The sequence below is a fragment of the Heyndrickxia oleronia genome (assembly GCF_017809215.1).
In the GTDB taxonomy this organism is placed as follows: domain Bacteria; phylum Bacillota; class Bacilli; order Bacillales; family Bacillaceae_C; genus Heyndrickxia; species Heyndrickxia oleronia.
Map to the genome: position 1 here is coordinate 1,515,001 of NZ_CP065424.1, position 25,221 is coordinate 1,540,221.

The 25,221-nt window shown below is 36.4% G+C and carries 22 protein-coding genes, 20 tRNA genes and 1 riboswitch (1 of these 43 only partly in view); of the genes, 32 read left to right on the plus strand and 10 right to left on the minus strand.

Translation table 11 applies throughout. The annotated features are described in order from the left end of the window. From I5818_RS07520 to I5818_RS07615, 20 genes are all read left to right on the plus strand, one after another. Positions 1–74, plus strand: a tRNA-Val gene (locus I5818_RS07520) (it extends 2 nt beyond the left edge of the window). Between the two features lie 156 nt (positions 75–230). Continuing rightward, positions 231–306 (plus strand) — tRNA-Thr (locus I5818_RS07525). 173 nt (positions 307–479) lie between these two features. Beyond that, positions 480–555, plus strand: a tRNA-Lys gene (locus I5818_RS07530). Between the two features lie 60 nt (positions 556–615). After that, positions 616–697: transfer RNA gene (locus I5818_RS07535), tRNA-Leu, on the plus strand. Between the two features lie 15 nt (positions 698–712). Then, positions 713–787: transfer RNA gene (locus I5818_RS07540), tRNA-Gly, on the plus strand. A gap of 10 nt (positions 788–797) precedes the next feature. Next, positions 798–883 (plus strand) — tRNA-Leu (locus I5818_RS07545). A gap of 10 nt (positions 884–893) precedes the next feature. Further along, positions 894–970: transfer RNA gene (locus I5818_RS07550), tRNA-Arg, on the plus strand. Positions 971–974: 4 nt separating this feature from the next. Further along, positions 975–1,051: transfer RNA gene (locus I5818_RS07555), tRNA-Pro, on the plus strand. Positions 1,052–1,061: 10 nt separating this feature from the next. Then, positions 1,062–1,137: transfer RNA gene (locus I5818_RS07560), tRNA-Ala, on the plus strand. Between the two features lie 24 nt (positions 1,138–1,161). Beyond that, positions 1,162–1,238 (plus strand) — tRNA-Met (locus I5818_RS07565). Positions 1,239–1,242: 4 nt separating this feature from the next. Then, positions 1,243–1,319: transfer RNA gene (locus I5818_RS07570), tRNA-Ile, on the plus strand. 9 nt (positions 1,320–1,328) lie between these two features. Next, positions 1,329–1,421 (plus strand) — tRNA-Ser (locus I5818_RS07575). A gap of 169 nt (positions 1,422–1,590) precedes the next feature. Further along, positions 1,591–1,664 (plus strand) — tRNA-Met (locus tag I5818_RS07580). A 29-nt stretch (positions 1,665–1,693) separates the two neighbouring features. After that, positions 1,694–1,770: transfer RNA gene (locus I5818_RS07585), tRNA-Asp, on the plus strand. Between the two features lie 156 nt (positions 1,771–1,926). Next, positions 1,927–2,002, plus strand: a tRNA-Phe gene (locus I5818_RS07590). 133 nt (positions 2,003–2,135) lie between these two features. Then, positions 2,136–2,209: transfer RNA gene (locus I5818_RS07595), tRNA-Gly, on the plus strand. Positions 2,210–2,219: 10 nt separating this feature from the next. Then, positions 2,220–2,296 (plus strand) — tRNA-Ile (locus tag I5818_RS07600). 18 nt (positions 2,297–2,314) lie between these two features. Beyond that, positions 2,315–2,389, plus strand: a tRNA-Asn gene (locus I5818_RS07605). Between the two features lie 7 nt (positions 2,390–2,396). Then, positions 2,397–2,484, plus strand: a tRNA-Ser gene (locus tag I5818_RS07610). Between the two features lie 7 nt (positions 2,485–2,491). Beyond that, positions 2,492–2,563 (plus strand) — tRNA-Glu (locus I5818_RS07615). Between the two features lie 509 nt (positions 2,564–3,072). Here I5818_RS07615 and I5818_RS07620 read toward each other — a convergent pair. Then, on the minus strand, positions 3,073–3,999 hold the full coding sequence (locus I5818_RS07620) for a 1,4-dihydroxy-2-naphthoate polyprenyltransferase (RefSeq protein ID WP_058005648.1): 927 nt from the start codon (positions 3,997–3,999) through the stop codon (positions 3,073–3,075). Between the two features lie 405 nt (positions 4,000–4,404). On the opposite strand from I5818_RS07620, the gene I5818_RS07625 reads away from it, so the two are divergent. From I5818_RS07625 to menC, 6 genes are all read left to right on the plus strand, one after another. Further along, the gene (locus I5818_RS07625; RefSeq protein WP_058005647.1) at positions 4,405–5,814 is read left to right on the plus strand and encodes an isochorismate synthase; all 1,410 of its coding nucleotides are present in this window, start codon (positions 4,405–4,407) and stop codon (positions 5,812–5,814) included. Then, a complete protein-coding gene (gene menD / locus I5818_RS07630; RefSeq protein ID WP_078109475.1) occupies positions 5,811–7,565 on the plus strand; it encodes a 2-succinyl-5-enolpyruvyl-6-hydroxy-3-cyclohexene-1-carboxylic-acid synthase in 1,755 nt (584 codons plus the stop codon). Before I5818_RS07625 ends, menD begins: the two co-directional genes overlap by 4 nt. Continuing rightward, entirely contained in the window at positions 7,562–8,371 is an 810-nt protein-coding gene (menH, locus tag I5818_RS07635; protein WP_071976898.1) for a 2-succinyl-6-hydroxy-2,4-cyclohexadiene-1-carboxylate synthase, read from the plus strand. The genes menD and menH overlap by 4 nt, the downstream gene beginning before the upstream one ends. 47 nt (positions 8,372–8,418) lie before the next feature. Beyond that, a complete protein-coding gene (menB, locus tag I5818_RS07640; protein ID WP_071976899.1) occupies positions 8,419–9,237 on the plus strand; it encodes a 1,4-dihydroxy-2-naphthoyl-CoA synthase in 819 nt (272 codons plus the stop codon). A 310-nt stretch (positions 9,238–9,547) separates the two neighbouring features. Then, on the plus strand, positions 9,548–11,020 hold the full coding sequence (locus I5818_RS07645; protein WP_071976900.1) for an o-succinylbenzoate--CoA ligase: 1,473 nt from the start codon (positions 9,548–9,550) through the stop codon (positions 11,018–11,020). 6 nt (positions 11,021–11,026) lie between these two features. Continuing rightward, positions 11,027–12,133, plus strand: coding sequence for an o-succinylbenzoate synthase (menC, locus tag I5818_RS07650; protein ID WP_078109476.1), 1,107 nt, complete (start codon positions 11,027–11,029; stop codon positions 12,131–12,133). Between the two features lie 60 nt (positions 12,134–12,193). On the opposite strand, the gene I5818_RS07655 is transcribed toward menC, so the two are convergent. The 3 genes from I5818_RS07655 to ytzI all read right to left on the minus strand — a co-directional run bounded on the left by I5818_RS07655 (position 12,194) and on the right by ytzI (position 12,956). Next, the gene (locus I5818_RS07655; RefSeq protein WP_065107321.1) at positions 12,194–12,355 is read right to left on the minus strand and encodes a DUF1540 domain-containing protein; all 162 of its coding nucleotides are present in this window, start codon (positions 12,353–12,355) and stop codon (positions 12,194–12,196) included. Positions 12,356–12,452: 97 nt separating this feature from the next. Further along, positions 12,453–12,686, minus strand: a complete 234-nt coding sequence (gene yidD / locus I5818_RS07660; protein ID WP_058005641.1) for a membrane protein insertion efficiency factor YidD — start codon at positions 12,684–12,686, stop codon at positions 12,453–12,455. 90 nt (positions 12,687–12,776) lie between these two features. Continuing rightward, the gene (gene ytzI, locus I5818_RS07665) at positions 12,777–12,956 is read right to left on the minus strand and encodes a YtzI protein (protein WP_058005640.1); all 180 of its coding nucleotides are present in this window, start codon (positions 12,954–12,956) and stop codon (positions 12,777–12,779) included. Between the two features lie 133 nt (positions 12,957–13,089). Here ytzI and I5818_RS07670 point away from each other — a divergent pair, with 133 nt between their 5' ends. Then, positions 13,090–13,536: a Dps family protein gene (locus tag I5818_RS07670; protein ID WP_071976902.1), complete on the plus strand. Its 447-nt coding sequence runs from the start codon at positions 13,090–13,092 to the stop codon at positions 13,534–13,536. Between the two features lie 47 nt (positions 13,537–13,583). On the opposite strand, the gene I5818_RS07675 is transcribed toward I5818_RS07670, so the two are convergent. Beyond that, the gene (locus I5818_RS07675) at positions 13,584–13,832 is read right to left on the minus strand and encodes a DUF6154 family protein (protein WP_071976903.1); all 249 of its coding nucleotides are present in this window, start codon (positions 13,830–13,832) and stop codon (positions 13,584–13,586) included. 100 nt (positions 13,833–13,932) lie between these two features. Here I5818_RS07675 and I5818_RS07680 point away from each other — a divergent pair, with 100 nt between their 5' ends. Then, positions 13,933–14,262 carry a hypothetical protein gene (locus I5818_RS07680; protein ID WP_058005637.1) on the plus strand — a complete coding sequence of 110 codons (330 nt, stop codon included), beginning with the start codon at positions 13,933–13,935 and terminating at the stop codon, positions 14,260–14,262. Between the two features lie 45 nt (positions 14,263–14,307). Here I5818_RS07680 and I5818_RS07685 read toward each other — a convergent pair whose 3' ends face one another. The 4 genes from I5818_RS07685 to I5818_RS07700 all read right to left on the minus strand — a co-directional run bounded on the left by I5818_RS07685 (position 14,308) and on the right by I5818_RS07700 (position 17,960). Next, positions 14,308–15,168, minus strand: coding sequence for a DUF6612 family protein (locus tag I5818_RS07685; RefSeq protein ID WP_209391885.1), 861 nt, complete (start codon positions 15,166–15,168; stop codon positions 14,308–14,310). A gap of 203 nt (positions 15,169–15,371) precedes the next feature. Continuing rightward, positions 15,372–16,181: an ABC transporter permease gene (locus I5818_RS07690; RefSeq protein WP_071976905.1), complete on the minus strand. Its 810-nt coding sequence runs from the start codon at positions 16,179–16,181 to the stop codon at positions 15,372–15,374. Beyond that, complete coding sequence (locus tag I5818_RS07695; protein WP_078111237.1) at positions 16,165–16,938, minus strand: ABC transporter ATP-binding protein; 774 nt, start codon at positions 16,936–16,938, stop codon at positions 16,165–16,167. Before I5818_RS07695 ends, I5818_RS07690 begins: the two co-directional genes overlap by 17 nt. Before the next feature lie 17 nt (positions 16,939–16,955). Continuing rightward, the gene (locus tag I5818_RS07700; protein WP_071976907.1) at positions 16,956–17,960 is read right to left on the minus strand and encodes an ABC transporter substrate-binding protein; all 1,005 of its coding nucleotides are present in this window, start codon (positions 17,958–17,960) and stop codon (positions 16,956–16,958) included. 233 nt (positions 17,961–18,193) lie between these two features. Here I5818_RS07700 and I5818_RS07705 point away from each other — a divergent pair, with 233 nt between their 5' ends. Then, on the plus strand, positions 18,194–18,925 hold the full coding sequence (locus I5818_RS07705; RefSeq protein ID WP_078111239.1) for an alpha/beta hydrolase family protein: 732 nt from the start codon (positions 18,194–18,196) through the stop codon (positions 18,923–18,925). Between the two features lie 41 nt (positions 18,926–18,966). Continuing rightward, a complete protein-coding gene (locus I5818_RS07710) occupies positions 18,967–19,209 on the plus strand; it encodes a DUF2584 domain-containing protein (RefSeq protein ID WP_058005631.1) in 243 nt (80 codons plus the stop codon). Between the two features lie 290 nt (positions 19,210–19,499). On the opposite strand, the gene pckA is transcribed toward I5818_RS07710, so the two are convergent. Continuing rightward, entirely contained in the window at positions 19,500–21,089 is a 1,590-nt protein-coding gene (gene pckA, locus I5818_RS07715) for a phosphoenolpyruvate carboxykinase (ATP) (RefSeq protein WP_078111238.1), read from the minus strand. A 241-nt stretch (positions 21,090–21,330) separates the two neighbouring features. Then, positions 21,331–21,512, plus strand: a riboswitch (SAM riboswitch). A gap of 281 nt (positions 21,513–21,793) precedes the next feature. On the opposite strand from pckA, the gene metK reads away from it, so the two are divergent. Both metK and asnB read left to right on the plus strand, forming a co-directional pair. Then, on the plus strand, positions 21,794–22,990 hold the full coding sequence (gene metK, locus I5818_RS07720) for a methionine adenosyltransferase (RefSeq protein WP_071976910.1): 1,197 nt from the start codon (positions 21,794–21,796) through the stop codon (positions 22,988–22,990). Between the two features lie 328 nt (positions 22,991–23,318). Then, a complete protein-coding gene (gene asnB, locus I5818_RS07725; RefSeq protein ID WP_078111355.1) occupies positions 23,319–25,211 on the plus strand; it encodes an asparagine synthase (glutamine-hydrolyzing) in 1,893 nt (630 codons plus the stop codon). Positions 25,212–25,221 lie beyond the last annotated feature (10 nt).

Consider the following 25,221-nt stretch of genomic DNA (forward strand, 5'->3'; position numbering starts at 1 on the left):
AGGATTAGCTCAGCTGGGAGAGCACCTGCCTTACAAGCAGGGGGTCGGCGGTTCGATCCCGTCATCCTCCACCATATATAATGCCGGCCTAGCTCAATTGGTAGAGCACGACCGAAATAACAACTTTGAAATACATAAGCGTACAGCTTGAGCTGCTGCTTGAAATAAGCAAACTGAAAGCTGGACGACCATTGCAACTAATCTCTGTTTGGGGATAATAATTTATTAATGCCGGCCTAGCTCAATTGGTAGAGCAACTGACTTGTAATCAGTAGGTTGGGGGTTCAAGTCCTCTGGCCGGCACCACTTAGGTCATTACGAGCCATTAGCTCAGTTGGTAGAGCACGATCGAGTACGCTACGAAGAGTAACATCAGTGTACCAATCGAGATACAGCTTGAATTATCTTGCTGAGATTGGGACGTCGTAGATGCATTTATATTCGAAGTACAAGCTTATACTATTAATTATATTCATAAAGAGCCATTAGCTCAGTTGGTAGAGCATCTGACTTTTAATCAGAGGGTCGAAGGTTCGAGTCCTTCATGGCTCACCATTGTTTTTTGTAACGAAAAATTACTTATCTTTTTGTTAAACGAAAAACATTTTTCATAACGCGGGTGTGGCGGAATTGGCAGACGCACCAGACTTAGGATCTGGCGCCGCAAGGCGTGGGGGTTCGACTCCCTTCACCCGCATTATAAAATAAAGTTGCGGAAGTAGTTCAGTGGTAGAACACCACCTTGCCAAGGTGGGGGTCGCGGGTTCGAATCCCGTCTTCCGCTCCAAACAACCCTTGCCGGGGTGGCGGAACTGGCAGACGCACAGGACTTAAAATCCTGCGGTAGGTGACTACCGTACCGGTTCGATTCCGGTCCTCGGCATATAAATCATGCGCCCGTAGCTCAATTGGATAGAGCGTTTGACTACGGATCAAAAGGTTAGGGGTTCGACTCCTCTCGGGCGCGCCATGAACGGGAAGTAGCTCAGCTTGGTAGAGCACATGGTTTGGGACCATGGGGTCGCAGGTTCGAATCCTGTCTTCCCGACCATTATACAATTGGGGCCTTAGCTCAGCTGGGAGAGCGCCTGCTTTGCACGCAGGAGGTCAGCGGTTCGATCCCGCTAGGCTCCACCAATATCTAAAATTAAAATATACTATGGCGGCGTAGCTCAGCTGGCTAGAGCGTACGGTTCATACCCGTGAGGTCGTGGGTTCGATCCCCTCCGCCGCTACCATAGAGGACCTTTAGCTCAGCTGGTTAGAGCAGACGGCTCATAACCGTCCGGTCGTAGGTTCGAGTCCTACAAGGTCCACCATATATAATTGGAGGAATACCCAAGTCTGGCTGAAGGGATCGGTCTTGAAAACCGACAGGCGGGTTACACCGCGCGGGGGTTCGAATCCCTCTTCCTCCGCCATAACTATTTCTTTAAAAGATTTTTTATAATATCGTCACTGGGTCGAGCAACGAGCGTTACTTCATCGAACAACTACGAGTTGTACCGATTGAGCTGCTACTAGAGTAAGCATACTGAAATCGGGACAGTTGATGAAAAGATTGGATTAGAATATTTTTAATAATATCGTCGCGGGGTGGAGCAGTCTGGTAGCTCGTCGGGCTCATAACCCGAAGGTCGCAGGTTCAAATCCTGCCTCCGCAATCATTTTCAAGTAACCTTGAAAGAAATTTGGTCCGGTAGTTCAGTTGGTTAGAATGCCTGCCTGTCACGCAGGAGGTCGCGGGTTCGAGTCCCGTCCGGACCGCCATTTTATAATTTGGCTCGGTAGCTCAGTCGGTAGAGCACGTCCGAATAGGCCACAAAGCGATACATCAGCGTACCAATTGAGCCACAGCTTGAATAAGCTTTCTGAAATTGGGACGATGGCGAACACAATTTTATATAGAAAATAAATATTATATTTGGCTCGGTAGCTCAGTCGGTAGAGCAATGGACTGAAAATCCATGTGTCGGCGGTTCGATTCCGTCCCGAGCCACCATTTTATGTTTAAGTGGCTAATAACTACATGTAATCCAATGTTTAGTTGAACATGACGGCTATTCCGAAGTGGTTAAAAATTGGATTGTGGCTCAGACATTTGTGAGGTCGATTCCGATTAGTTGCCCCATCATGCGGGTGTAGTTTAGTGGTAAAACTACAGCCTTCCAAGCTGTTGTCGTGGGTTCGATTCCCATCACCCGCTCCATAATTTTTGTGGGCCTATAGCTCAGCTGGTTAGAGCGCACGCCTGATAAGCGTGAGGTCGATGGTTCGAGTCCATTTAGGCCCACCATAATGATAATTTACTTGTTCCGCAGTAGCTCAGTGGTAGAGCTATCGGCTGTTAACCGATCGGTCGTAGGTTCGAATCCTACCTGCGGAGCCATATAATTGGAGAAGTACTCAAGTGGCTGAAGAGGCGCCCCTGCTAAGGGTGTAGGTCGGGTAACCGGCGCGAGGGTTCAAATCCCTCCTTCTCCGTATTGTCGGCCCGTTGGTCAAGCGGTTAAGACACCGCCCTTTCACGGCGGTAACACGGGTTCGAATCCCGTACGGGTCATTCATTATTAAGAAAAAAGGTAGTTTAAAAGATTTCTAAAATAGAAACTTTTAAACTACCTTTTTTTGTCTAGAGGTAATATTGGTTCTATACTATATGATGTAGGGATTTACACAATTTTAAGACATAAAAAATGCTCGTAATCATTATGTGAGTTTTCAAGAAACCAGTATCAACTATACATAATAAATTCTAACATGATATTACTTGATTATAAAAAAGTATAGGAGAATAATCAAAGTCCATCTCAACAGGCTTATAAAAATCCTTTTTCCTGTCTGTCAAAAGCCCATGGGTATACGTATAGCCTTAACAAAAGTGAAATGATTTGAACAATTGGTAGAGACTGTTGAATCAACTGAACGAAAGCTTTGAGCAAAAACTATTATCTTCTTAGAATAAAAGAAAAAGGGGAGAAGTAAAAATAACTTCTCCCCACATTTAGCATTGAATCTCATTTTAATGTTATGTTGCTATAAGGAATAGCAACATATGAAATCTGTTTTTCACTACTTGATAAGAAATGAAATGAAAAGCCCAATTGTTACTAGTAAACCAAAGAAAGTATTTGTTTGAGCTGTTGCTTTCATCGCAGGAACCATTTGAATAGGTTCTGTCTTTCCAATGAAGCCTCTTACTGCTTTAATAGGCATTGGAAGGCTTAAAAGTGTAATGAGAGTCCATGGTGTGACGATCTGCATTAGCACTAAAACAATTAACCATAGATATGAGACTATAAACATCGTAGCAAGTAATGTAATTGCATTTTTTCTTCCTATTAGAATAGCAACTGTTTTCCGTCCATTTTCCTTATCTCCATCTAAATCACGAATGTTATTGGATAACATAATTGCTCCTACTAAAATGAATATAGGAATAGAGATAAGAATGCTATCTGTCGTAATATTACCGGTTTGAATAAAATAAGAAATTAGTATAATAACAATCCCCATAAAGAACCCTGAAATAATTTCTCCAAAAGGGGTATATGCAATTGGTAAGGGTCCTCCAGTATAAAAATAACCAACAGCCATACATATGGCTCCAATAACTGCAATCCACCAGGAACTACTGATGATAATATACAGTCCTAATAATGCAGAGATCCCATAGAAAATCAGAGCAAGATTAAGAACAGTTTTTGGTTTTACACCATTTCGGACAATGGCACCGCCAATTCCAACTGATTCTTCATGGTCTAGTCCTCTAGCATAATCGTAATACTCATTAAACATATTTGTCGCTGCCTGTATTAGTAGGCAAGCCACTAGCATCGCAATGAATATTGGAATATCAATCTTTGAGTTTTGCATGGCAAAGGCTGTCCCTAATAATACAGGGACAAAAGAAGCAGTAAGCGTATGGGGTCGCGTTAATTGCCACCAAATTCGCCATCCTTTGTCTGGTTTCACCAATGGTGAAGAATGTGAACTCATTGTTATGTCTCTCCCTTTACATATCTTTACCTTGAAAAAGTTCATCTGGTTTTGTTCCCCAGCATTATCCATAAGGCGTGCAAATCTATTGTTAATGCAGATTTAGTCCTCCTATAGACCATCGAAATGACAATAGGAGTACACTCTAAAGTGTAGGTAAATGAAGGATAGGTGTCAATCAATTTTTATATGTAATGGAAAGAAAAATTCCCATTTCAATATTTGAATCATAGATTACTGAACTTTTTTGTCTAGTTGTCATATAATAAGGTAGGGAAAAAGTTTCATAAGATATGTTCGTTGACTCCGTCGATTTAGAAGTGTATCTTAAAAGTTGGGCATAATATAGAACAAGAATGCAATGATCATAGTAATTAACGTAAGGTAGTTTTGGGGGAGATAAAGTTGACAAGTATTCAACATTCAAAAATTGAAACTGAGTTTGAAATTGCTGTTGGTAGAGCTAAGGATAAAGAGTATCCCATTCTATTTAGCTATACAGAAATTTTGAATAATATGAACCCCCTTTCATTTTATTCTTCTGCTAAGCAGTTATTTCAAGGGAAAAGGTTTTTTTGGAAAGTACCCGATGATGAAACCATCATCGTAGGTTTAGGAAGTACTTATACATTACAAACATCTTTAGGGGAACATCGATTTGAAACGATTCAGTCTGAATGGAATGATCTCATTAAAGATGCTCATATTTATAATCCATATAACGTACAAGGCACAGGACCTCTTATATTCGGAGGCTTTTCTTTTGATCCTGATAGTGTAGAAGAACCAGAGTGGAGTTCATTCACTAATGCATTATTCCATTTACCTGAATTAATGTTAGTAATCGATAAACAAAGTTCGTATTTAACGATAAATATACGATGTTCTTCAATCAAAGATAAAGATAGATTGGCTCAATTACTTAGAATTAAAGAACAAATTCTATCATCAAGTGCATCAGAAAATATATTAAAGGTAGACATACATCAAGAAGAAGAAGTAAATCCTGATGCGTGGAAAAAGGCTGTCGCTAATGTAGTTCGTCTATTAAATGATGATAATGAAGTAAGAAAAGTTGTTATGGCTAGAAAAATGAATGTAACCTTTAATGGAGAGATTTCTTCGGACCATGTATTGAATCATTTATGGAATGAACAGCATGAAAGTTTTATCTTTGCGTTAGAATGGTTAGATAGTTGTTTTACAGGTGCTTCACCTGAAAGGCTTGTGAAAAAAATAGGGGATAACATTTTATCTGCCTGTATTGCAGGATCAATAAAAAGAGATAAAGATGAGAAAAAAGATGTTGCCTTAGGACAAGCTCTATTAAATGACGATAAGAATAGACAAGAGCACCAATTCGTTGTATCAATGATCCAAGAGATTATGAATAAATATTGTCATGATTTAGAAATCGCTATCGAACCGACGTTAATGAAGATGCGCGACATTCAACATCTTTTCACACCAGTGAAAGGGACAGTTAAAAATAAAAATACATCCATTCTATCTATAGCTAAAGATTTACATCCGACACCAGCTATGGGGGGAGTTCCGACAACGGATGCGATGCAAATCATTCGTGAAGTGGAAAATATGGATCGTGGCTTCTATGCTGCTCCAATCGGCTGGCTGGACTATCAGGGAAATGGTGAATTTGCAGTAGGAATCAGATCAAGTCTAATAAAGGGAAAAGAAGCATTTTTATATGCCGGGTGTGGTGTAGTGGCTGATTCAATCCCGGAGGATGAATATTTTGAGACAAGAATTAAATTTCGTCCGATGCTTCGAGCATTAGGAGGAAAACAACTATGATACATCAAGAAACTTTAACAAAATATTTAGCAATGTTTATTCAGGAACTATCGAATGCTGGAATTGAAAATGTAGTTATTAGTCCTGGTTCTAGATCAACACCGTTAGCTATGCTCATTGCTGAGCATCCCAAACTAAATTATTACATTAATATTGATGAACGCTCTGCTGCTTTTTTTGCATTGGGGATAGCAAAACAAACTAGAAAGCCTGTGGCATTACTATGTACTTCTGGAACGGCTGCAGCCAATTATTACCCAGCAATTGTAGAGGCTAGAATAGCAAGAGTACCACTTGTTGTATTAACTGCTGATCGCCCTCATGAGCTGAGAGATATTGGTGCGCCCCAAGCTATTAACCAAATTCATTTATATGGTGAACATGTTAAATGGTTTACGGAAATGGCCATTCCAGAAGCGAATGAAGAGATGTTTAGCTTTGTGCGCACAACAGCATCTAGAGCAGTAAGTATCGCGTTATTAGAGCCTGCTGGACCTGTCCATTTGAACTTTCCATTGAGGGAACCACTTATTCCGATTATTGAGCCATCGCCATATGCAGACTTAGATGATCAGCCAAGTGTCACTGTAACTCACGGGCATCTTATGCCAAATGAGAACGTTATGCTGGATTTAAGTGAAAAGCTTAAGAATACAGAGAAAGGACTCATTATTTGTGGAGTGCTTGATCATCCATATCTACAGGACTCAATTATAGAATTAGCTGAGAAATTAGGATATCCAATTTTGGCGGATCCATTGTCACAATTACGAAGTGGTAATTTTTCCGGGGACTATATTATTGATAATTATGATGCAATCTTAAAGGAAACCCAATATAAAGAAAAATTAAAACCGGATGTCATCTTGCGATTCGGTGGAATGCCAGTTTCGAAGCCACTTATGCTATTCATGAAAAGCTTGTCTGATACGGAGCATTTCATTGTTGAAAGTGGAAATGGAGGTTGGAGAGATCCAATCAAGAAGGCAACGCAAATGATTTATTGTGATGAAGCTCTTTTTTGTAATGAGCTATGTAAGAAAGTAAATAAAAAAGAAAATGCTCAGTGGCTATATATGTGGCAGCATTTAAATAATATTTCAAGAAGTACTGTCATACAAGAAATTGGAGATATCAATGAATTGGACGAAGGGAAAGTTGTCTTAGAATTGATTAAAGGTATGCCAGAGAATAGTACTTTATTTGTAGGGAATAGTATGCCTATTCGTGATGTTGATACATTTTTCCATTTTAACAGTAAAAAGATACGTGTTATGGCAAATCGAGGAGCAAATGGGATTGATGGGGTTGTTTCAAGTGCACTTGGTGCAAGTCTATATGGTGAACCACTATTCTTATTAATAGGTGATTTATCATTTTTCCATGATTTAAATGGATTACTTGCTGCTAAAATGTATCAATTAAATATCACCATTATTGTTATAAATAATAATGGTGGAGGAATTTTTCATTACCTTCCGCAGTCAAGTGAGAAAAAGCATTTTGAAGTCCTTTTTGGGACTCCAACTGACTTAGCCTTTGAGCATGTGGTTCAAATGTATAATGGTAATTATTCTAAAGTAAGAAATTGGGATGACTTCCAACAATCGATTGAAGCCTCGGTTGAAACTAAAGGTTTACATGTAATTGAAGTTCCTACCAACCGTGAAAAGAATGTTGAGGTTCACCGTAAAATGTGGAAGCATGTCTCAATGGAAGTGGATCATTATTTACGCGGTGATCAATTATGAACATTCATGTAAATGGAGTAAACTATCATGTAGAAGTAATAGGCTCAGGTGAGCCCTTATTACTTTTACATGGATTTACTGGAGATTGTACAACGTGGAACGCAGTTGTTCAATTTTTAAATAAACGTTATCAATGTATCCTTATAGATATACTCGGTCATGGCAAAACAGAGTGTCCTAAAGCTGCAGAGCGTTATCAGATAGAACTAGTAGCACATGATATTAAAGACATTCTCTTTCAATTAAAAATAAACAAAATAAAAGTATTAGGCTATTCTATGGGTGGTAGATTGGCACTAACATTTGCTACATGTTTTCCAGATATGGTGAGTATGCTTCTTTTAGAAAGTGCTTCTCCTGGATTAAAAACGGAGGAAGCAAGAATTGAAAGACGTCACCAAGATGAGAGATTAGCGAAGAGAATAATTGAAGAAGGAATTGAATCCTTCGTAGATTATTGGACTGATATTCCATTATTTAAGACACAGAAAAGATTAGATAAAGCCAGGATAGAACAAATTAGATGGCAGCGTTTACAAAATAATCCTTTAGGTTTAGCAAATAGTCTAATAGGTATGGGGACAGGAAGCATGCCATCTTTATGGAGAAAACTTTCTACGCTTGAAATGCCTGTTTATCTAATAACTGGCAGTTTAGATGAAAAGTTTTGTCTTATTGCTAAGGAAATGCAAAAATGGATACCAAATGCTAGACATGAAACGATTCTTGATGCAGGTCATGCAATTCATGTGGAAGATTCTCGAAAGTTTGGTACAATAATAGAGGAGTTTTTGTCGAATAAGTGAAGAATATTCGACATTTACAATTATAAAAATAAAAGGAGGATTCTCAAATGGCAATTGATTGGATAACTGAGAGAGAATATGATGAGATTCTTTATGAATCGTATAATGGAATTGCAAAAATAACAATTAACCGTCCTGAGGTACATAATGCATTTACTCCTAAAACAGTAAATGAAATGATTGATGCATTCTCACGTGCACGTGATGATTCAAAAATTGGTGTCATCATCCTAACTGGAGCTGGAGAGAAAGCATTCTGTTCTGGAGGAGATCAAAAGGTTCGTGGACATGGTGGGTATGTAGGTGAAGACAATATCCCAAGACTAAATGTATTAGACTTACAAAGATTAATTCGCTTTACACCAAAACCAGTGATTGCAATGGTAGCAGGTTATGCTATTGGAGGCGGTCATGTTCTACATATTGTATGTGATCTAACAATTGCAGCAGACAATGCTATTTTTGGACAAACAGGACCAAAGGTTGGTAGCTTTGATGCCGGTTATGGTGCAGGTTATTTAGCTCGTATTATAGGTCACAAAAAGGCTAGAGAAATTTGGTATCTTTGCCGTCAATATAATGCACAAGATGCATTAGAGATGGGACTTGTCAATACTGTGGTTCCTTTAGAAAAACTTGAAGAAGAAACAGTTAAATGGTGTGAAGAAATCTTAGAGAAGAGTTCAACTGCGCTTCGCTTCTTGAAAGCATCATTTAATGCCGATACTGATGGTTTAGCAGGTCTTCAACAATTTGGTGGAGATGCAACTCTACTTTACTATACAACGGATGAAGCGAAGGAAGGCCGTGACGCATTCAAAGAAAAACGTAAGCCTGATTTTGGACAATTCCCTCGCTTCCCTTGATTTAATAGGGATATAATGAGTTTTCCCGTACAATCTCGGGAATTAAAGGCTTGGTGGTTTCATCCATCAAGCTTTTTTCAAAGGAGATTTTCATAGTTTGTGGTTCTTTTCACAGTGGAAGGAATGCTTGAGGGTATTCAATCTTTTTATTATTCAAAATTTCACCTGAAAAGCTATATTATATGAGATGTTTTAAAAAAGAATGTAGACCACTGGTTTTAATGTAAGGAAATTATGTAACAATCCAGGGGGTGTCAATAAAGGAACTGCCCCTTTTTCTTTAGAATTCTTTAACAAAAGGTGATTTTTTATGGAACAACTACCTAATTTTTTAAATCAGAGAGCTTTTTTAACTCCCAATCGCCTCGCACTCGTTTTTGATAATCAGAGATGGAGTTTTATGGAAATGTATCGTACGGTTGAAACATTAGCACAAAAAATTGCAACTCTAGGTATACAGGCAAAGGACTCCGTTGCTATTCTGCTAACTAATCGTCCCCATACAGTCTTTATTATCCATGCATTGCAACAACTAGGTGTATCAGCGGTGTTCTTAAATCATCGTTTAACTGCAAAGGAAATGGTATTTCAGTTAAAAGATAGTGGTACAAGGTTATTAATAAGTGAAGATGCTTTTAAGGAAAAGATGAATGGTATTAAAGGATTGTTTCATGAGCTTCCAATGACAACAATCGTAGAAATAGATCATCTCGAGACTAAAAAGGTTCCTTTAGTAAACGAGTTTGTTTTGGATGAAGTTTGTTCAATTATGTATACTTCTGGAACAACTGGTAATCCGAAGGGTGTATTACAATCCTATGGGAACCATTGGTGGAGTGCTGTTGGGTCCGCTTTGAATCTTGGGTTAACCGAGAAGGATGGCTGGCTTTGCGCCGTTCCTTTATTTCATATAAGTGGTTTATCCATTCTAATGCGAAGTGTCATATATGGAATGCCTGTTTATTTATATGAGGAATTTAATGAAAAGACCATCAATCAAGTCCTGCAAGCAGGTGAGGTTACGATTATGTCGGTCGTAAGTACCATGCTAATTCGTATGATTGATGATCTAGGAGATAAGCGATATCATTCAAATTTTCGTTGTATGCTATTAGGCGGGGGACCTGCTCCAAAGCCTTTACTAGATGCTTGTCTAGAAAAAAACATACCAGTATTTCAGTCTTATGGGATGACAGAAACATCCTCCCAAATTGTAACACTAGCACCTGAAGATAGTATAGTAAAGCTTGGTTCAGCTGGAAAGCCATTATTTCCTTCTCAATTAAAAATAATGAATAATCAAATGCAACTATTACCAAATCAACCCGGAGAAATTGTTGTTAAGGGACCCAATGTGACAAAAGGGTATTTGAATCGAGACGAAGCAAATAAGAAAAATTTTAAAGATGGTTGGTTCTACACAGGTGATATCGGCTATGTGGATGAAGATGGCTATCTATTTGTAATGGATCGTCGCTCTGATTTAATTATTTCTGGAGGAGAAAATATTTACCCTGCTGAAATTGAGGAGGTCTTATTATCTCATTCGTCTGTAAAAGAAGCGGGTGTTGTGGGAATTGAACATACACAATGGGGACAGGTTCCCTACGCATTTGTTGTTGTATCTGAGCTAGTTGATGAAGCTAATTTAATTAATTATTGTAAGGATAAATTAGCTAAATTTAAGATTCCACATCATATTTATATTGTCAATGAACTGCCAAGAAATGCGTCTAATAAACTGCTTCGTCGTAAGCTACACGAATTAATGCCAAAAGGATGAATGAGGATGATGATAAAAGAAGTGCAATTGTCTATCATAAAAATGCCACTAAAAAGTCCTTTTTCAACGGCTTTAGGGTCGGTGAATGATCGAGAAGGAATTATTATTAAAGTATTGGATGAGGAGGGGAGAACAGGTTATGGCGAGGTTGTCGCTTTCTCTACTCCGTGGTATACAGAGGAAACGGTAAGAACCAGTTATCATATGCTAAAGGATTTCCTCATTCCTATTGTCTTGAACAATCCGATTAAGCACCCAAATGAGATCAAAAAATATTTTGATCATATAAGAGGTAATCAGATGGCTAAAGCAGGGATTGAAACTGCTATTTGGGATCTTTATGCTAAAAAGGTAGATCGTCCTTTATGGAAGCTCATTGATGGAGTTCAGAGTGAAATTCCATCAGGTGTGGTAGTTGGTACCCATGAAATAAAGGATGCCCTGTCACAAATTGATTCGTATTTGCAAGAAGGTTATAAGAGAGTAAAAGTAAAAATTAAACCTGGAATGGATTATAAACTTCTAAAAGAAATTCGCAACCATTTTCCAACTATCCCTTTAATGGCAGATGCAAACTCATCCTATTCACTTGATGACATTGATTTATTAAAATCACTCGATGAATTTGAATTGTTGATGATTGAGCAGCCCTTAGCTGTCGATGATATTGTAGAACATTCTTTTTTACAGAAAGAAATACAAACTCCTATTTGCTTAGATGAAAGCATCATTACCTATCATGATGTGAAAAGCGCGATATTATTAAATAGTTGTAAGGTAATTAATATAAAAATTGGCCGAGTAGGTGGACTAAGCAATGCTTTAGCTATACATGATTTATGCCAAAAACATCAAATTCAAGTTTGGTGTGGTGGGATGATTGAATTTGGGATATCGCGAGCCCATAATATTGCGCTATCAACAAAAGAAGGATTTACGATCCCTGGAGATATTTCAGCGTCCAGTCGTTTTTGGAATGAGGATATAATCCTTCCAGAAGTTGAAGTCAAGCATGGGTTCGTTAAGGCACCTATTCAACCGGGGATTGGATTTGAAATAAATACTAAACGTTTACAAGAGGTAACGACATATATAGAAAAATATAAAAAATAAGCGCAGATCTCAACCCTGCGCTTATTAACTTTTTAAACAAAAAAGCTATATAATAAACCTTTACCAATTTCCTTCAGGCTTAAAAGTTTTACAGTCTGTTTCTTCTGTTTTCTTTGCGGTGTCCCCTTTATGGCTGACAACATAAATTTCATCTGCAGAACAACGGTTTCCTTTTGCCCAATAGTGACAATTGTTTACTTCACATAAGACGTCCTTTGCCATTGTACCTCACTCCTTAATGGATTTTATGATACAACTATAGTGTTTGTATTGGAGTGGTAACTATGATTGGAAAGTCTAGGGCTTTATGTTCCTTTAATTATATTTTTTCCTGTTTTTTCTCTGGAACTGGATCAAATCCACCAGGATGGAAAGGATGGCATTTTAGTATCCTTTTAACCGCTAACCAGCCTCCACGTAGGGCTCCGAAGCGTTTAATCGCCTCTAGTCCATAGTGCGAACATGTAGGATAGAAACGGCAAGATGGTGGTTTTAATGGTGAAATACAGATTTGATAAAACCGTATGATTTTAATAAAAATAAATTTTAACATTAGGAAAACTTCCTTATAGTGAGTTTCAATTAGCATATCAGTCAAATACTCAAAGTGTCAAAGATGAAGAAACAATCAAAAAACGATCCATTACGTATCGGATCGTTCATGAGTATTATTTTTTTCATCCATTTCAGTTCTAATATTCGGGTTATTTTCAATTGGATCGATTGTATGTTTAAATGCATATGCCTTTGATGTTGTAATAGCAGCAGCTGCAATAATGACGATAATGATTATAATGGATACAATCATAATAAATGTAAGCAATGAATAAACCTCCTACAACCTCTTTATTCCTATTCATTATTTTAGCATGGAATGGACTATAGATGTGAAAGATATATGTATATGTTTTGACATCTTCATTTAGGGTATATAAATAACAGGAGGATGATTAAATATGGCAAATCAATCACAATTACAGGATGTATTAAATAAACAAGTAGCAAATTGGACAGTAATGTATACAAAACTTCATCATTTTCATTGGTATGTTAAAGGACATCATTTTTTCTCCTTACATGAGAAATTTGAGGAACTATATAATGAAGCAGACGCTGCCCTTGATGAAATAGCAGAGAGATTATTGGCAATAGAAGGACAACCTGTATCAACATTAAAAGGATCTTTAGAATTGGCTAGTATAAAGGAAGCAGAAACGAAAGCTCCTGCAGATGAGATGGTAAAAGAGGTCGTTAGTGATTTTAAACAAATTATTGGGGAGCTTAAAGAGGGAATATCTATAGCGGATGAAGCAGGGGATGATGTAACTGCTGATATGTTTACTGCTTTCCAAGAAAAACTTGAAAAGCATGTATGGATGCTAAATGCTTATTTATCTAAATAAATAAAGTGAAAAGGAAACTGTAAATTGATTGCAGTTTCCTTTTCCTTTTAATGCAAGTATTTTTTTTTGAATGGATCAGATTCCGGTGGATGATTAGAAAATTTCCCTTTTAAGCTTTCAATTAAATAGAGTCGAATAAAATATTGAAGTTCATCATCCTTCATTTCTTCTACTATTTTCATTAAATCCCCACGATCAGATTCCTCAAGAACGGCAAATGTAATAATATCTATATCCTCATCATCTGCTGTCAGCCGATTATGGTAAATTTCAAATAGTTCATCTACAAGTCTCATCTTCATCATCCTTTTTATCTTCGTAAGAATATTTTGGCTTGGTTTGTGGGAAACGATACATAGTGAATCATTTTTAGAAATTTTACGAGGAGTGTTGGGAATGGATCAACCAAAAAACACGTATTATATAAATATTGGGAGTGGAGAAATTTCAAGAAGTTCTACTGACTCACCTTGGAATTTTAAAATTGAGGCGACAGATGATGAAATAACAAAGCTAAGGCAAATTTTTGATGCGAATTATGATGTAGAAATTGCAAATTTTTTCAGATCACATGTTCCTGCATTGGAATATCATCATGATAAATCAAATGATGATTATGATAAACATATGATTGAGGTATATCAAATGATTTATGATTTAGGTGATGAAACAGCTAGACAGCATATAGACCAAATTGGCATTCTAAAGGATTTTACTTCAGAATGAAAACTAGGGACTGTCTGAGACAGTCCCTAGCTATTGTTATTTTAATTATTGCTCTATTTTTTGAGCATTATCTAACACTTCTTGTGGTACCTTAATCTCTTTAATCTTATTGTAATCAGTATATGTGCTCTTCATTTCTTGTTTCATGGTCATTTTTTGATCTTCAATAGCCATTTCTAACTCTTGAGTCATATTAAGCTTTGTAATATCAAATGTTTTTTTATCAATAAATATTTCATATTCTACATTCTTGAACTTAAGATTATTAAACAATTCTTCATTTTCCTTTAATTGATCAGGCATTAATTGTTTTGCATTATCTTTTAGGAACTGATCAAATTTATCACCTGAAGCCTTTAAAGATAAAATATATTGAGCATCATCTTGTTTAAAAGAAAAGTCATCTGCAAATTCTTTTAATTGGTTTAATTGTTCTGCAGGGTTCATTTGTTGTTCAGGCATTTGTAATACAGTATCTGATAATTCTTTAGGTAACTGCATCCACACTCCTGATGTTGGTTCAAACATAAAAATTCCTTCTTTAGATAAGTATGCTTCCGTATCCATTGCTTGGCCTTGGACGCTTGCGTCTCCACCTTCAATATTCATTTTCATTTTTTGATGCATCGCAATAGGATCTAAAACCATATCTACAGAAACCGTAGAATTAATATTCATATTATCAGATTGTCCAGGTACACTCATCGTTTGTTTTAGTTCCAGATCTGAATGAACACTTTTCAGATTTTTTGAAGCTTCTGTTGTCTTTTCGAAGACTTCCTGTAAAGTAAGACTGTCTTCTTTTTTTGATTTTACATTTGAATTTACTGGATCCGCCTTATCACTGCAGGCTGCAAGTACAAAAATCACCATCAATGATAAGAAACTAATAAATATTTTTTTCATAAAAAAAACACCACTCCTTTTTCTAATTCTATAAACTATACGCATTCATTTGGTAAAGGTTTCAAAAAATGGTACAAAATTTTAAAGAAAAGATATATATAATGAAATGTACACACATAACTAGAATAAAATGGAAATTATGTATGAAAAAAGGGGCATCTATTAAAAGACAAGCCAATTTAATAGACACCCTGTATTTGTCTCTATGATCCAGTTTTCACCAATTTCTTTTCAAGTAGATCTACTAATTGATACATAATGGTTGCTATAACGGCCACTACCATTAATGAAAGCATAACAAGGGTAAAGTTGAAAACTTGAAATCCATAGATAATTAAATATCCTAGTCCTTTAGAAGCGACTAAATATTCTCCAACGATTACTCCAACCCATGATAATCCTACATTGACCTTTAAAGTTGAAATAATAGTAGGAAAAGTGGCTGGTAATATGGCTTCCTTGAATATTTGGGTTCGTGTAGCACCAAATGTTTTTAGTACCTTTATATAGTTTGGGTCTACATCACGGAAACCGGAATAAATGACTATGGTTGTTACAATAACGGATATGATGATTCCCATAGCAATACTTGATGATACTCCAGTTCCAAATATAACTATTAGCATTGGACCAAATGCAACTTTAGGCATCGCATTAAAAATAACTAGATAGGGATCAAAAATTTTTGAGAGTATTGGGGACCACCAAAGAATTCCTGCAATAATCGCCCCTAATAATGTTCCTAATACAAAGCCTAGTATTGTTTCATAGACTGTTACACCAGTATGAATATATAGGGATCCATCAGCTAACTTATCAATAAATAAATTCCATATCTTAGAAGGTGAGCTGAAAATAAGAGGGTCAATCCAATGGAGTCTGCTCGCCATTTCCCATAGTGCGAAGAAGGCAATTAAAATAATTGCTTGAAACATGCGCACCCATCTTTTTTCTTTTTTTATATTTTGCAGGTACTTTTGATGAAAGGAATCAGTTTTATTCACTATTTTCAAGTGACTCCAGCTCCTTCCATATTTCTTGAAATAATGTAGAATATTCTTCTTTACTTCTAACATCGAATGGGCGAAGCTCTCTTAGCTGTTCAGGTACAGTAAATATTTTATGGAGTCTGCCTGGTTTAGCAGCAAATAACAAGATCCGATCACTCATTGAAATAGCTTCTCCGATATCATGTGTAACTAAGACGGCTGTTTTTTGGTAGGCTTTCAGTGTTTCAAATACTAAATCCTCAAGTTTTAACTTTGTTTGGTAATCAAGCGCAGAGAACGGTTCATCTAATAACAAAATTTTAGGATTAATGGCAAGGGTTCTAACTAAAGCAGCACGTTGTCTCATCCCTCCAGAAAGTTGGCGAGGGTATTGTTTTTCCACACCTTCTAAACCTATTTCCTTTAATAGTTCTAATGATTTTTGTTTTGACTCTATTGATAATTTATTTTTAAGTTTTAATCCTAATAAAATATTTTCTTCAATCGTTTTCCAGGGGAATAAGTAATCTTGTTGAAGCATATAACCGATCGAACGAACCTGATTATCCAGGGACTGACCGTCAATGATGACAGATCCTTGTGTCGGTTGAATTAAACCGGATAGAATTGATAACATAGTCGTTTTACCACAACCACTTGGGCCAACTAACGAAATAAATTCTCCTTTCTCTACGCTAAAGTTTATGTCCTTTAATGCAGTTGTTACTGTTTTGGGGGTGAAATAACTGTGATGGATATTTTCTACAGTTAGGAAGCTCATAAGGCTAAAAACCTCCTTTATTTGTTATTTAATGCTTTTTCAGCAATAGATGTATTAACTAATGTTTTATAATCTACCCTTTTTGGAAGCTCACCAGCTTCCTCCATAATATCTTGAAGTCTATTCCATCCTTCTTCATTTAAAATAAGATCTGTTCCGAAAGATCCTTGTTTTTGATATCTTTCTATGGAAGTAGCTAGTATATCTAAGTCTATATTCTCAAAAAATGGTTGAACCACTTTCGCCACTTCTTTTGAATCATTTTCCTCTATCCACTTTGCCGCTTTATATACGGCACGAACGAATTTTTCAAGGGTTTCACTATTGTCCTTTATATAACTTTCCTTTGCCATATAATCTGTATATGGAACACTTCCAGACTCTTCACCAAAGGAGGCAATAATATGACCTTTCCCTTCCTTCTCAAAGACAGAGGCCGTAGGTTCGAATAATTGAACATAATCTCCAGTACCTGAGGCAAAGGCATTCGCTACATTGGCAAAATCAATATTTTGTATTAAATTTAAATCCTTATGGGGATCAATTCCATTCTCCTTTATGACGAACTCCCCAACCATTTGAGGCATTCCACCTTTTCTTTGACCAAGGAATGTAGAGCCTTTTAACTGATCCCACGAAAAATTATCAATTTTTTCTCTAGATACAAGAAAAGTACCGTCGGTTCTGGTTAGCTGTGCAAAATTTATAACCGGATCTTCTGCACCTTGTGCATAAACGTAAATAGATGTTTCTGAACCAACGAGTGCTACATCTGCACCATTTGATAATAAAGTAGTCATGGTCTTATCACCGCCAGCAGTTGTCTTTAATTCAACATCTAATCCTTCATCTTTGAAAAATCCTTTTTCAAGTGCTACATATTGAGGAGTGTAAAACACTGAACGTGTTACTTCCGCTACTCTTACTTTCTTTAAGGATTCCTTCTTTGAGCATGCTCCAAGAGAAAAAATCAGAATGGATACGATCAAGAGTGAGAAGCTAAGCTTAACCCATTTTTTCATACTATAATCCTCCTTTAGCTGTTTAACGATTGTACAATGCCATATTCCGTAAGGGGTATGGTACTTTCGCCTTTGTCTGATAAAATATCGTATGAGGAATTAATAAATGTGTGAATGCCTATTTTTTTGAAAGATTTTAGTAGTTGGAGGTTAGCGTATTGCATACGAATCAGAAATGTAATGGTTTAATCATAGAGAAACAGCCCTTTCCATCACCAAATCCTAAGGTACGAATGTATATGATTACATATTGGTCTGATGAATTAAGAGTAAAGGGATTATTAGCAGAACCGAAGGATGAACAAATATATGATGGTTTTCTCTATCTAAGGGGAGGGATAAAAAGTGTGGGGATGGTTCGTCCAGCTAGAATTGGACAATTTGCTGCGGAGGGATTTATCGTCTTTGCTCCCTTTTACCGTGGTAATAGGGGGGGAGAAGGAAATGAAGATTTTGCAGGAAATGATCGAGTAGATGCATACGCTGCATTCGATCTACTTAAACAATATCATCGAGTAAATAGTAAACGAATCCATATTTTTGGTTTTTCTAGAGGGGGAATCATGGCATTACATACAGCGATAGCACGCAAAGAAGCATTATCAGTTGTCACTTGGGGAGGGGTATCTGACATGATTCTAACTTATGAAGAAAGAAAAGATTTGCGAAAAATGCTCAAGAGGGTTATAGGTGGCACGCCGAATAAATACCCAGAACGATATCAGGATCGTACGCCACTATTTTTCATTGAAAAACTAACCCAACCCATCTTGATCATACATGGGGAAAAAGATGAAAATGTATCTATTGAACATGCAAAAAGATTGGAGGAACGATTAACCTCATTTGGAAGGAAAGTGGAAACTTGGTATTTTGCTAATTATACTCATTATTTTCCACCAGCAATGAATCGGCAAATCGTCAATGATTTATGTTCATGGATGAAAAGTAAGCATGAAGCATGATAAAATAAGAGAAAACATGTACGAAAGAGGAGAATATGATTATGGGTATGCCATTAGAACTAAATACAATGATTGTAACAAAAGGTAAGGAACAGAGATTAGAGGAGAATCTATTTATTTTAGAGAAAGATGATTATCGTCTGTATCCAATTGAAATCCCATTAGATATTCGTCGATCAAAAGAAAGCGATACAAGCGGGACAGCAGTGATTAAAAAGATGGAGTGGGAAAACGGAAAAACGAGAATTATTTATCAACTTGTTTCTTTAAATTCGATAAACTAAAAAAAGAACTAGCAGTTAAGTAATTTTTAAAAGTAGAATGTAGAATATAAAAAAGAGGTTGATCATGTCGTATCAACCTCTTTTTATATAGCTGTTTTTGCATCGTTTGTTGCTTTTGTAAAAACCTAACTACCGATCTTACTCCCAATAAGGGATTCTAGCGGATCTTATGGAGATTATAGTTCTTTTCTCAGTGAAATGAAACATGTAGTGATCCTCCGTCGGTACTTATTAGTTATAACTTTACTTAAATAGCAACAATGTTTGAAAAAAGGGCTTTTAATAGTAAATTATTTAAAAATCGGTCCGCCATTTACCTCAATTTCTTGTGGTACATTGTGGAATTTTTTGAAATTAGCGTTGAATTTTGCAGCAAGCTCTTTTGCTTTATCTGTATATTCCTGTTGATTCGTCCATGTTTTATTTGGGATTAACACTTCATCTGGTACACCAGGAACATGTAATGGGATATGCAGTCCAAAAATTTCATCTTGTGACGTTTCAACATGAGTTAATTCACCTTCAAGTGAAGCTTGCACCATTGCACGAGTATAGCTTAATTTCATTCGGCTACCAACACCATATTCTCCGCCAGTCCAACCTGTGTTGACAAGAAAGACTTGAACCCCATGTTCATCAATCTTTTTACCAAGCATTTCTGCATACACTGTTGCAGGTAATGGAAGGAATGGTGAACCAAAGCAAGTTGAGAATGTAGCTTCAGGTGAAGTAATTCCACGCTCTGTACCTGCTAATTTTGAAGTGTAGCCACTTAGGAAATGATACATAGCTTGTTCTTTCGTAAGCTTGCTAATAGGAGGTAACACTCCAAATGCATCAGCAGTTAAAAATACTATTGTTTGTGGATGGCCAGCAATACTCGGTTCGATAATATTATCAATCGCTTGAATTGGATAAGCAGCTCGTGTATTTTCAGTTAATGTAGCATCCTCATAAAGGGGAAGTCTAGTTTTTGAATCTATAACGACATTTTCTAAGACAGAACCAAAGCGAATGGCATCAAAAATTTGTGGTTCTTTTTCTCTTGTTAATCCAATGCATTTTGCATAGCAGCCGCCTTCAATATTGAAAACTCCATTTGAAGACCATCCATGTTCGTCATCCCCGATTAGACGGCGATTTGGATCAGCGGATAGTGTAGTTTTTCCTGTACCTGATAATCCGAAAAATAACGCAACATCACCCTCTGCTCCAACATTGGCAGAACAGTGCATAGGTAGGATGTCTTTTTGAGGTAGTAGATAGTTCATAATGGAGAAAATTCCTTTTTTCATTTCTCCAGCATACTCAGTTCCACCAATTAAGATTATACGACGTTCAAATGAAACAGCGATAAATGTTTCAGAGTTAGTTCCATCGGTCGTTGGATCCGCTTTCACATTCGGTGCTGACAATATGGTAAACTCTGCTTGATGTGTTTGTAATTCATCTTCAGTTGGACGGATAAATAATTGATGTGCAAATAGATTATGCCATGCATATTCATTTACTACTTGAATCGGTAAGCGACTCTTATTATCTGCACCTGCAAAACCATTAAAAACAAATATTTCATTTTGTTCCTTAAGATAATTACTAACTTTTTTATATAGCTTATCAAATGATTCCTCCGAAATTGGTTGGTTTACAGAACCCCAATCAATAAGATCTTTTGTAGAAGCTTCTTCAACAATATATTTATCTTTAGGGGAGCGGCCAGTATATTTACCAGTTTCAGCACAAACAGCACCAGTTGATGTTAATTTTCCCTCTTTACGTTGTAACACTTTTTCCACTAATTGAGGAACAGATAGTTGGGATAACACATTTTTTCCAGTTAAAATTTCAGCTAATGTATTTGAAAATGCGACAGATTTCATTATACTAACCTTCCTTTATTCAAAAATTTAAAGATTGTTTTTTATTCGTTAATTAGTATAACACAATTGTATTAATAGTCTATACTATTTGTGCACATTTTTTTTAACAACATTATTTCGACATATTTTCTTCATACATTTCGTGATCTATTTAATAGGAAATAAGAGATGAATAAAAATTTTTGTAGGAACATGTTGACACGAACTTGCAAATTGCGTAATATTTTACCTTGAACGGATACTCTTATCCCGAGCTGGTGGAGGGACAGGCCCGATGAAACCCAGCAACCGGCATTCTATGTTAGAATTTTTTAGTTAGATCATAACCGATGTTTATCGATTGTGTAATCTAATTTTAAGATTTTCTAAACTAGAAAGCAATGGTGCTAACCTGACGCAAGGGAATACCTTGAACGATAAGAGTGAAAGGCGCGATAATGGATCTTAACCTTTCCTCTCATAAACATGCGGGGAAAGGTTTTATTTTTTCTATTCTAATCTTTGTAGCTATTAGGTAAATTTCTGCATAAATTTAACAAGAATACGAAAAGCCATCTTTTATACAATATCGTCTTTCTAAACCCATGAAAAGGATTTTGCTCCTTAACATTAAAGGATAAAATCTATGGTTTATTTCATACTATTAGGGAATGAGTACCGTGAAGCGTAAAAATAGATAGAAGTAATTTTTGGGAGGAATAAATATGACAAAAAAGCGTCGTTTATTCACATCTGAATCTGTAACAGAAGGTCATCCAGATAAAATCTGTGATCAAATTTCTGATGGGATTTTAGATGCAATTTTAGCTAAAGATCCAAATGCTCGTGTAGCATGTGAAACATCTGTAACTACAGGGCTTGTACTTGTTGCTGGTGAAATTACAACAAGTACATATGTGGATATTCCGAAAATTGTTCGTGAAACAATTAAAGGAATTGGATATACTCGTGCAAAATATGGCTTTGACGCAGAAACATGTGCAGTGCTAACTTCTATTGATGAACAATCTGCAGATATTGCAATGGGTGTAGATAAAGCATTAGAAGCTCGTGAAGGTCAGATGTCTGAAGAGGAAATTGAGGCTATTGGTGCAGGTGACCAAGGGTTAATGTTTGGATTTGCATGTAATGAAACAAAAGAATTAATGCCATTACCTATTTCCTTAGCTCATAAGCTAGCACGAAGAATTTCTGAAGTTCGTAAAGAGGATATTCTTCCATATTTGCGTCCTGATGCTAAAACCCAGGTAACAGTTGAATATGATGAAAATGACAAACCTGTTCGTATTGATACAATTGTCATATCTACTCAGCATCATCCGGAAATAAGCTTAGAACAAATTCAACGTAATGTGAAAGAATATGTGATTAATCCAGTAGTTCCAAAAGAGTTAATCGATGAAAATACCAAATATTTTATTAATCCGACTGGTCGTTTCGTAATTGGTGGACCACAAGGTGATGCTGGTTTAACAGGTCGTAAAATAATTGTTGATACTTATGGTGGCTATGCACGTCATGGTGGCGGAGCATTCTCTGGTAAAGATCCTACAAAAGTTGACCGTTCAGCAGCTTACGCGGCTAGATATGTTGCTAAGAATATTGTAGCTGCAGGTCTTGCTGATAAGTGTGAAGTTCAACTTGCTTACGCGATTGGGGTAGCTCAACCGGTGTCTATTTCAATTGATACATTTGGAACAGGGAAGGTTGAAGAGGATATCTTAATCGAAGCAGTTAGAAAGCATTTTGACCTACGTCCAGCTGGGATTATTAAAATGCTTGATTTGCGCCGTCCAATTTACAAGCAAACAGCTGCATATGGCCATTTCGGTCGTCATGATCTTGATCTTCCATGGGAGAGAACAGACAAAGCAGAAGCATTACGTGACTTTTCACTTTAAAGAATGAAATGGGGCTACATGGGTAGCCCCATTTTTTATTCTTAAGGAAAATATGCACCGTAGATATTAATCACATGATTGTTGTTTACGTCGAGCCTGATTCCAAACAACCTCACCAAAGGAAAATCAAAAGCGTTACCATAACTTGGCGGGGCTGAGCAAGATGCTTGCACGTTTGTTATTCACTTGTAGTTCTTTCCATAAAAATATATATAATGTCTACTGCAAAAAAAGTAAAATAATGATAGTATAGTGGAGTGTATTTTTAAAAGGCGGTTGGCCTTTAATAAAGTATGTTAATTAGAAATGGAGTAGGTGACATACATAAATGTGTGGATTTGTTGGTTGTATTCATGACCGAGAGATTGGTTTAAGAGATTCGGATAGACAGCTTTTTAAGAATATGAATGATATTATTACACATCGTGGACCAGATGATGAAGGTTTTTTTGAAGATGAGCATATCCAATTTGGTTTCCGCAGATTAAGTATTATTGATATAGAAAGTGGACACCAGCCATTAACCTATGAAAATGAGCGCTATTGGATTATTTTTAATGGTGAAATATATAATTATGTTGAGCTCAGAAATGAACTAATTGAGATGGGACTTACTTTTGAAACTTCTTCAGATACAGAAGTAATTATTGCTCTTTATAGTCATTATAAAGAAAAAGCGGTGGAGAAACTTAGGGGAATGTTTGCTTTTACGATTTGGGATAAACAAGAGCAAGTTTTAATTGGTGCTCGCGATCCATTCGGCATTAAACCATTTTTCTATCGTGAAGAAGAAAAACGGACATTCTTTGCATCAGAGAAGAAAAGTATTCTACTTGCAATGGACCATGAAGAGCTTAATTATGATGCAGCACAACATTATATGACCTATCAATTTGTTCCTGAACCAGAAACAATGACAAAAGGAATAAAAAAATTAGAACCAGGACATTATTTTACGAAAAAGCCTGGAGAGAAGATGAAGATTGAACGTTATTGGAAAGCCTCTTTCCAACCAGTTCAAAAATCAGAGGATGAATTTGTTAAAGAAATTAGGGATGTATTATTTGATTCAGTAAACGTCCATATGCGAAGTGATGTTCCGGTAGGATCCTTCTTATCTGGAGGTATTGATTCTTCAATTATCGCATCTATTGCCAAGCAATATCATCCGAACATTAAAACATTTTCAGTTGGTTTTGAACATAATGGGTTTAGTGAAATTGATGTGGCTAAGGAAACAGCAGAAAAATTAGGTGTTGAGAATATTAGTTATATCATCTCACCTGAAGAATATATGAAAGAACTTCCTAAAATCATCTGGCATTTAGATGATCCACTTGCTGATCCTGCATGTGTTCCATTGTATTTCGTCGCACGTGAAGCGAGAAAACATGTAACTGTTGTATTATCTGGTGAAGGTGCAGACGAGCTATTTGGTGGATATAATATTTATCGTGAACCGCAATCATTAGAAGTGTTTGACAAAATTCCTGCGATTGGAAAATCTTTGTTAAAAGCATTAGCAAAAATTTTACCTGAGGGAGTAAAAGGAAAAAGCTTTATTGAACGCGGTGTGACTCCAATGGAACAAAGATATATTGGAAATGCCAAAATGTATACTGAAGCAGAGAAAAAGGATTTATTAGCTCAGTATCGAACAGGTATAGATTATACAGATATAACTAAACCACTTTATGCAGAAACAAAAGGATATGATCCGGTTGATCGTATGCAGTACATTGATATCCATACATGGATGCGTGGAGATATTCTTTTAAAGGCAGATAAAATGACAATGGCACATTCCTTGGAATTGCGCGTTCCATTTTTAGATAAAGAAGTATTTAAAATCGCATCGAAAATACCAACTAGTTTAAAAACAGCAAATAATACAACCAAATATATTTTAAGAAAAGCGGCTGAAGGGGTTGTACCTGATCATGTTCTTAATCGAAAGAAATTAGGATTTCCCGTCCCAATTCGCCACTGGTTAAAAAATGAAATGAATGATTGGGCGAAACAAATCATTCATGAAAGTGCAACTGATCATATTATTAATAAACATTATGTTTTGAATTTATTAGAGGAGCACTGTCAAGGAAAAATGGATCATAGCCGTAAAATTTGGACGGTTCTTGTATTTATGATCTGGCATGCAGTGTATGTTGAAGAGAAATACGATTTCCAGAAACAATATAAGCTATCAGCTGCAACATTATAAAAAAACAGCC

What these genes read in the sequence shown, in the direction of transcription:
- I5818_RS07695 (WP_078111237.1), bottom strand. Translation starts at nt 16,938, where the DNA reads ATGAGCTTCCTAACTGTAGAAAATATCCATCACAGTTATTTCACCCCC.
- menH (WP_071976898.1), top strand. Translation starts at nt 7,562, where the DNA reads ATGAACATTCATGTAAATGGAGTAAACTATCATGTAGAAGTAATAGGC.
- I5818_RS07655 (WP_065107321.1), bottom strand. Translation starts at nt 12,355, where the DNA reads ATGGCAAAGGACGTCTTATGTGAAGTAAACAATTGTCACTATTGGGCA.
- I5818_RS07710 (WP_058005631.1), top strand. Translation starts at nt 18,967, where the DNA reads ATGGGTATGCCATTAGAACTAAATACAATGATTGTAACAAAAGGTAAG.
- I5818_RS07645 (WP_071976900.1), top strand. Translation starts at nt 9,548, where the DNA reads ATGGAACAACTACCTAATTTTTTAAATCAGAGAGCTTTTTTAACTCCC.
- pckA (WP_078111238.1), bottom strand. Translation starts at nt 21,089, where the DNA reads ATGAAATCTGTCGCATTTTCAAATACATTAGCTGAAATTTTAACTGGA.
- I5818_RS07680 (WP_058005637.1), top strand. Translation starts at nt 13,933, where the DNA reads ATGGATCAACCAAAAAACACGTATTATATAAATATTGGGAGTGGAGAA.
- I5818_RS07705 (WP_078111239.1), top strand. Translation starts at nt 18,194, where the DNA reads ATGTATATGATTACATATTGGTCTGATGAATTAAGAGTAAAGGGATTA.
- I5818_RS07675 (WP_071976903.1), bottom strand. Translation starts at nt 13,832, where the DNA reads ATGAGACTTGTAGATGAACTATTTGAAATTTACCATAATCGGCTGACA.
- menD (WP_078109475.1), top strand. Translation starts at nt 5,811, where the DNA reads ATGATACATCAAGAAACTTTAACAAAATATTTAGCAATGTTTATTCAG.
- metK (WP_071976910.1), top strand. Translation starts at nt 21,794, where the DNA reads ATGACAAAAAAGCGTCGTTTATTCACATCTGAATCTGTAACAGAAGGT.
- I5818_RS07700 (WP_071976907.1), bottom strand. Translation starts at nt 17,960, where the DNA reads ATGAAAAAATGGGTTAAGCTTAGCTTCTCACTCTTGATCGTATCCATT.
- menB (WP_071976899.1), top strand. Translation starts at nt 8,419, where the DNA reads ATGGCAATTGATTGGATAACTGAGAGAGAATATGATGAGATTCTTTAT.
- I5818_RS07670 (WP_071976902.1), top strand. Translation starts at nt 13,090, where the DNA reads ATGGCAAATCAATCACAATTACAGGATGTATTAAATAAACAAGTAGCA.
- I5818_RS07685 (WP_209391885.1), bottom strand. Translation starts at nt 15,168, where the DNA reads ATGAAAAAAATATTTATTAGTTTCTTATCATTGATGGTGATTTTTGTA.
- menC (WP_078109476.1), top strand. Translation starts at nt 11,027, where the DNA reads ATGATGATAAAAGAAGTGCAATTGTCTATCATAAAAATGCCACTAAAA.
- asnB (WP_078111355.1), top strand. Translation starts at nt 23,319, where the DNA reads ATGTGTGGATTTGTTGGTTGTATTCATGACCGAGAGATTGGTTTAAGA.
- yidD (WP_058005641.1), bottom strand. Translation starts at nt 12,686, where the DNA reads ATGTTAAAATTTATTTTTATTAAAATCATACGGTTTTATCAAATCTGT.
- I5818_RS07620 (WP_058005648.1), bottom strand. Translation starts at nt 3,999, where the DNA reads ATGAGTTCACATTCTTCACCATTGGTGAAACCAGACAAAGGATGGCGA.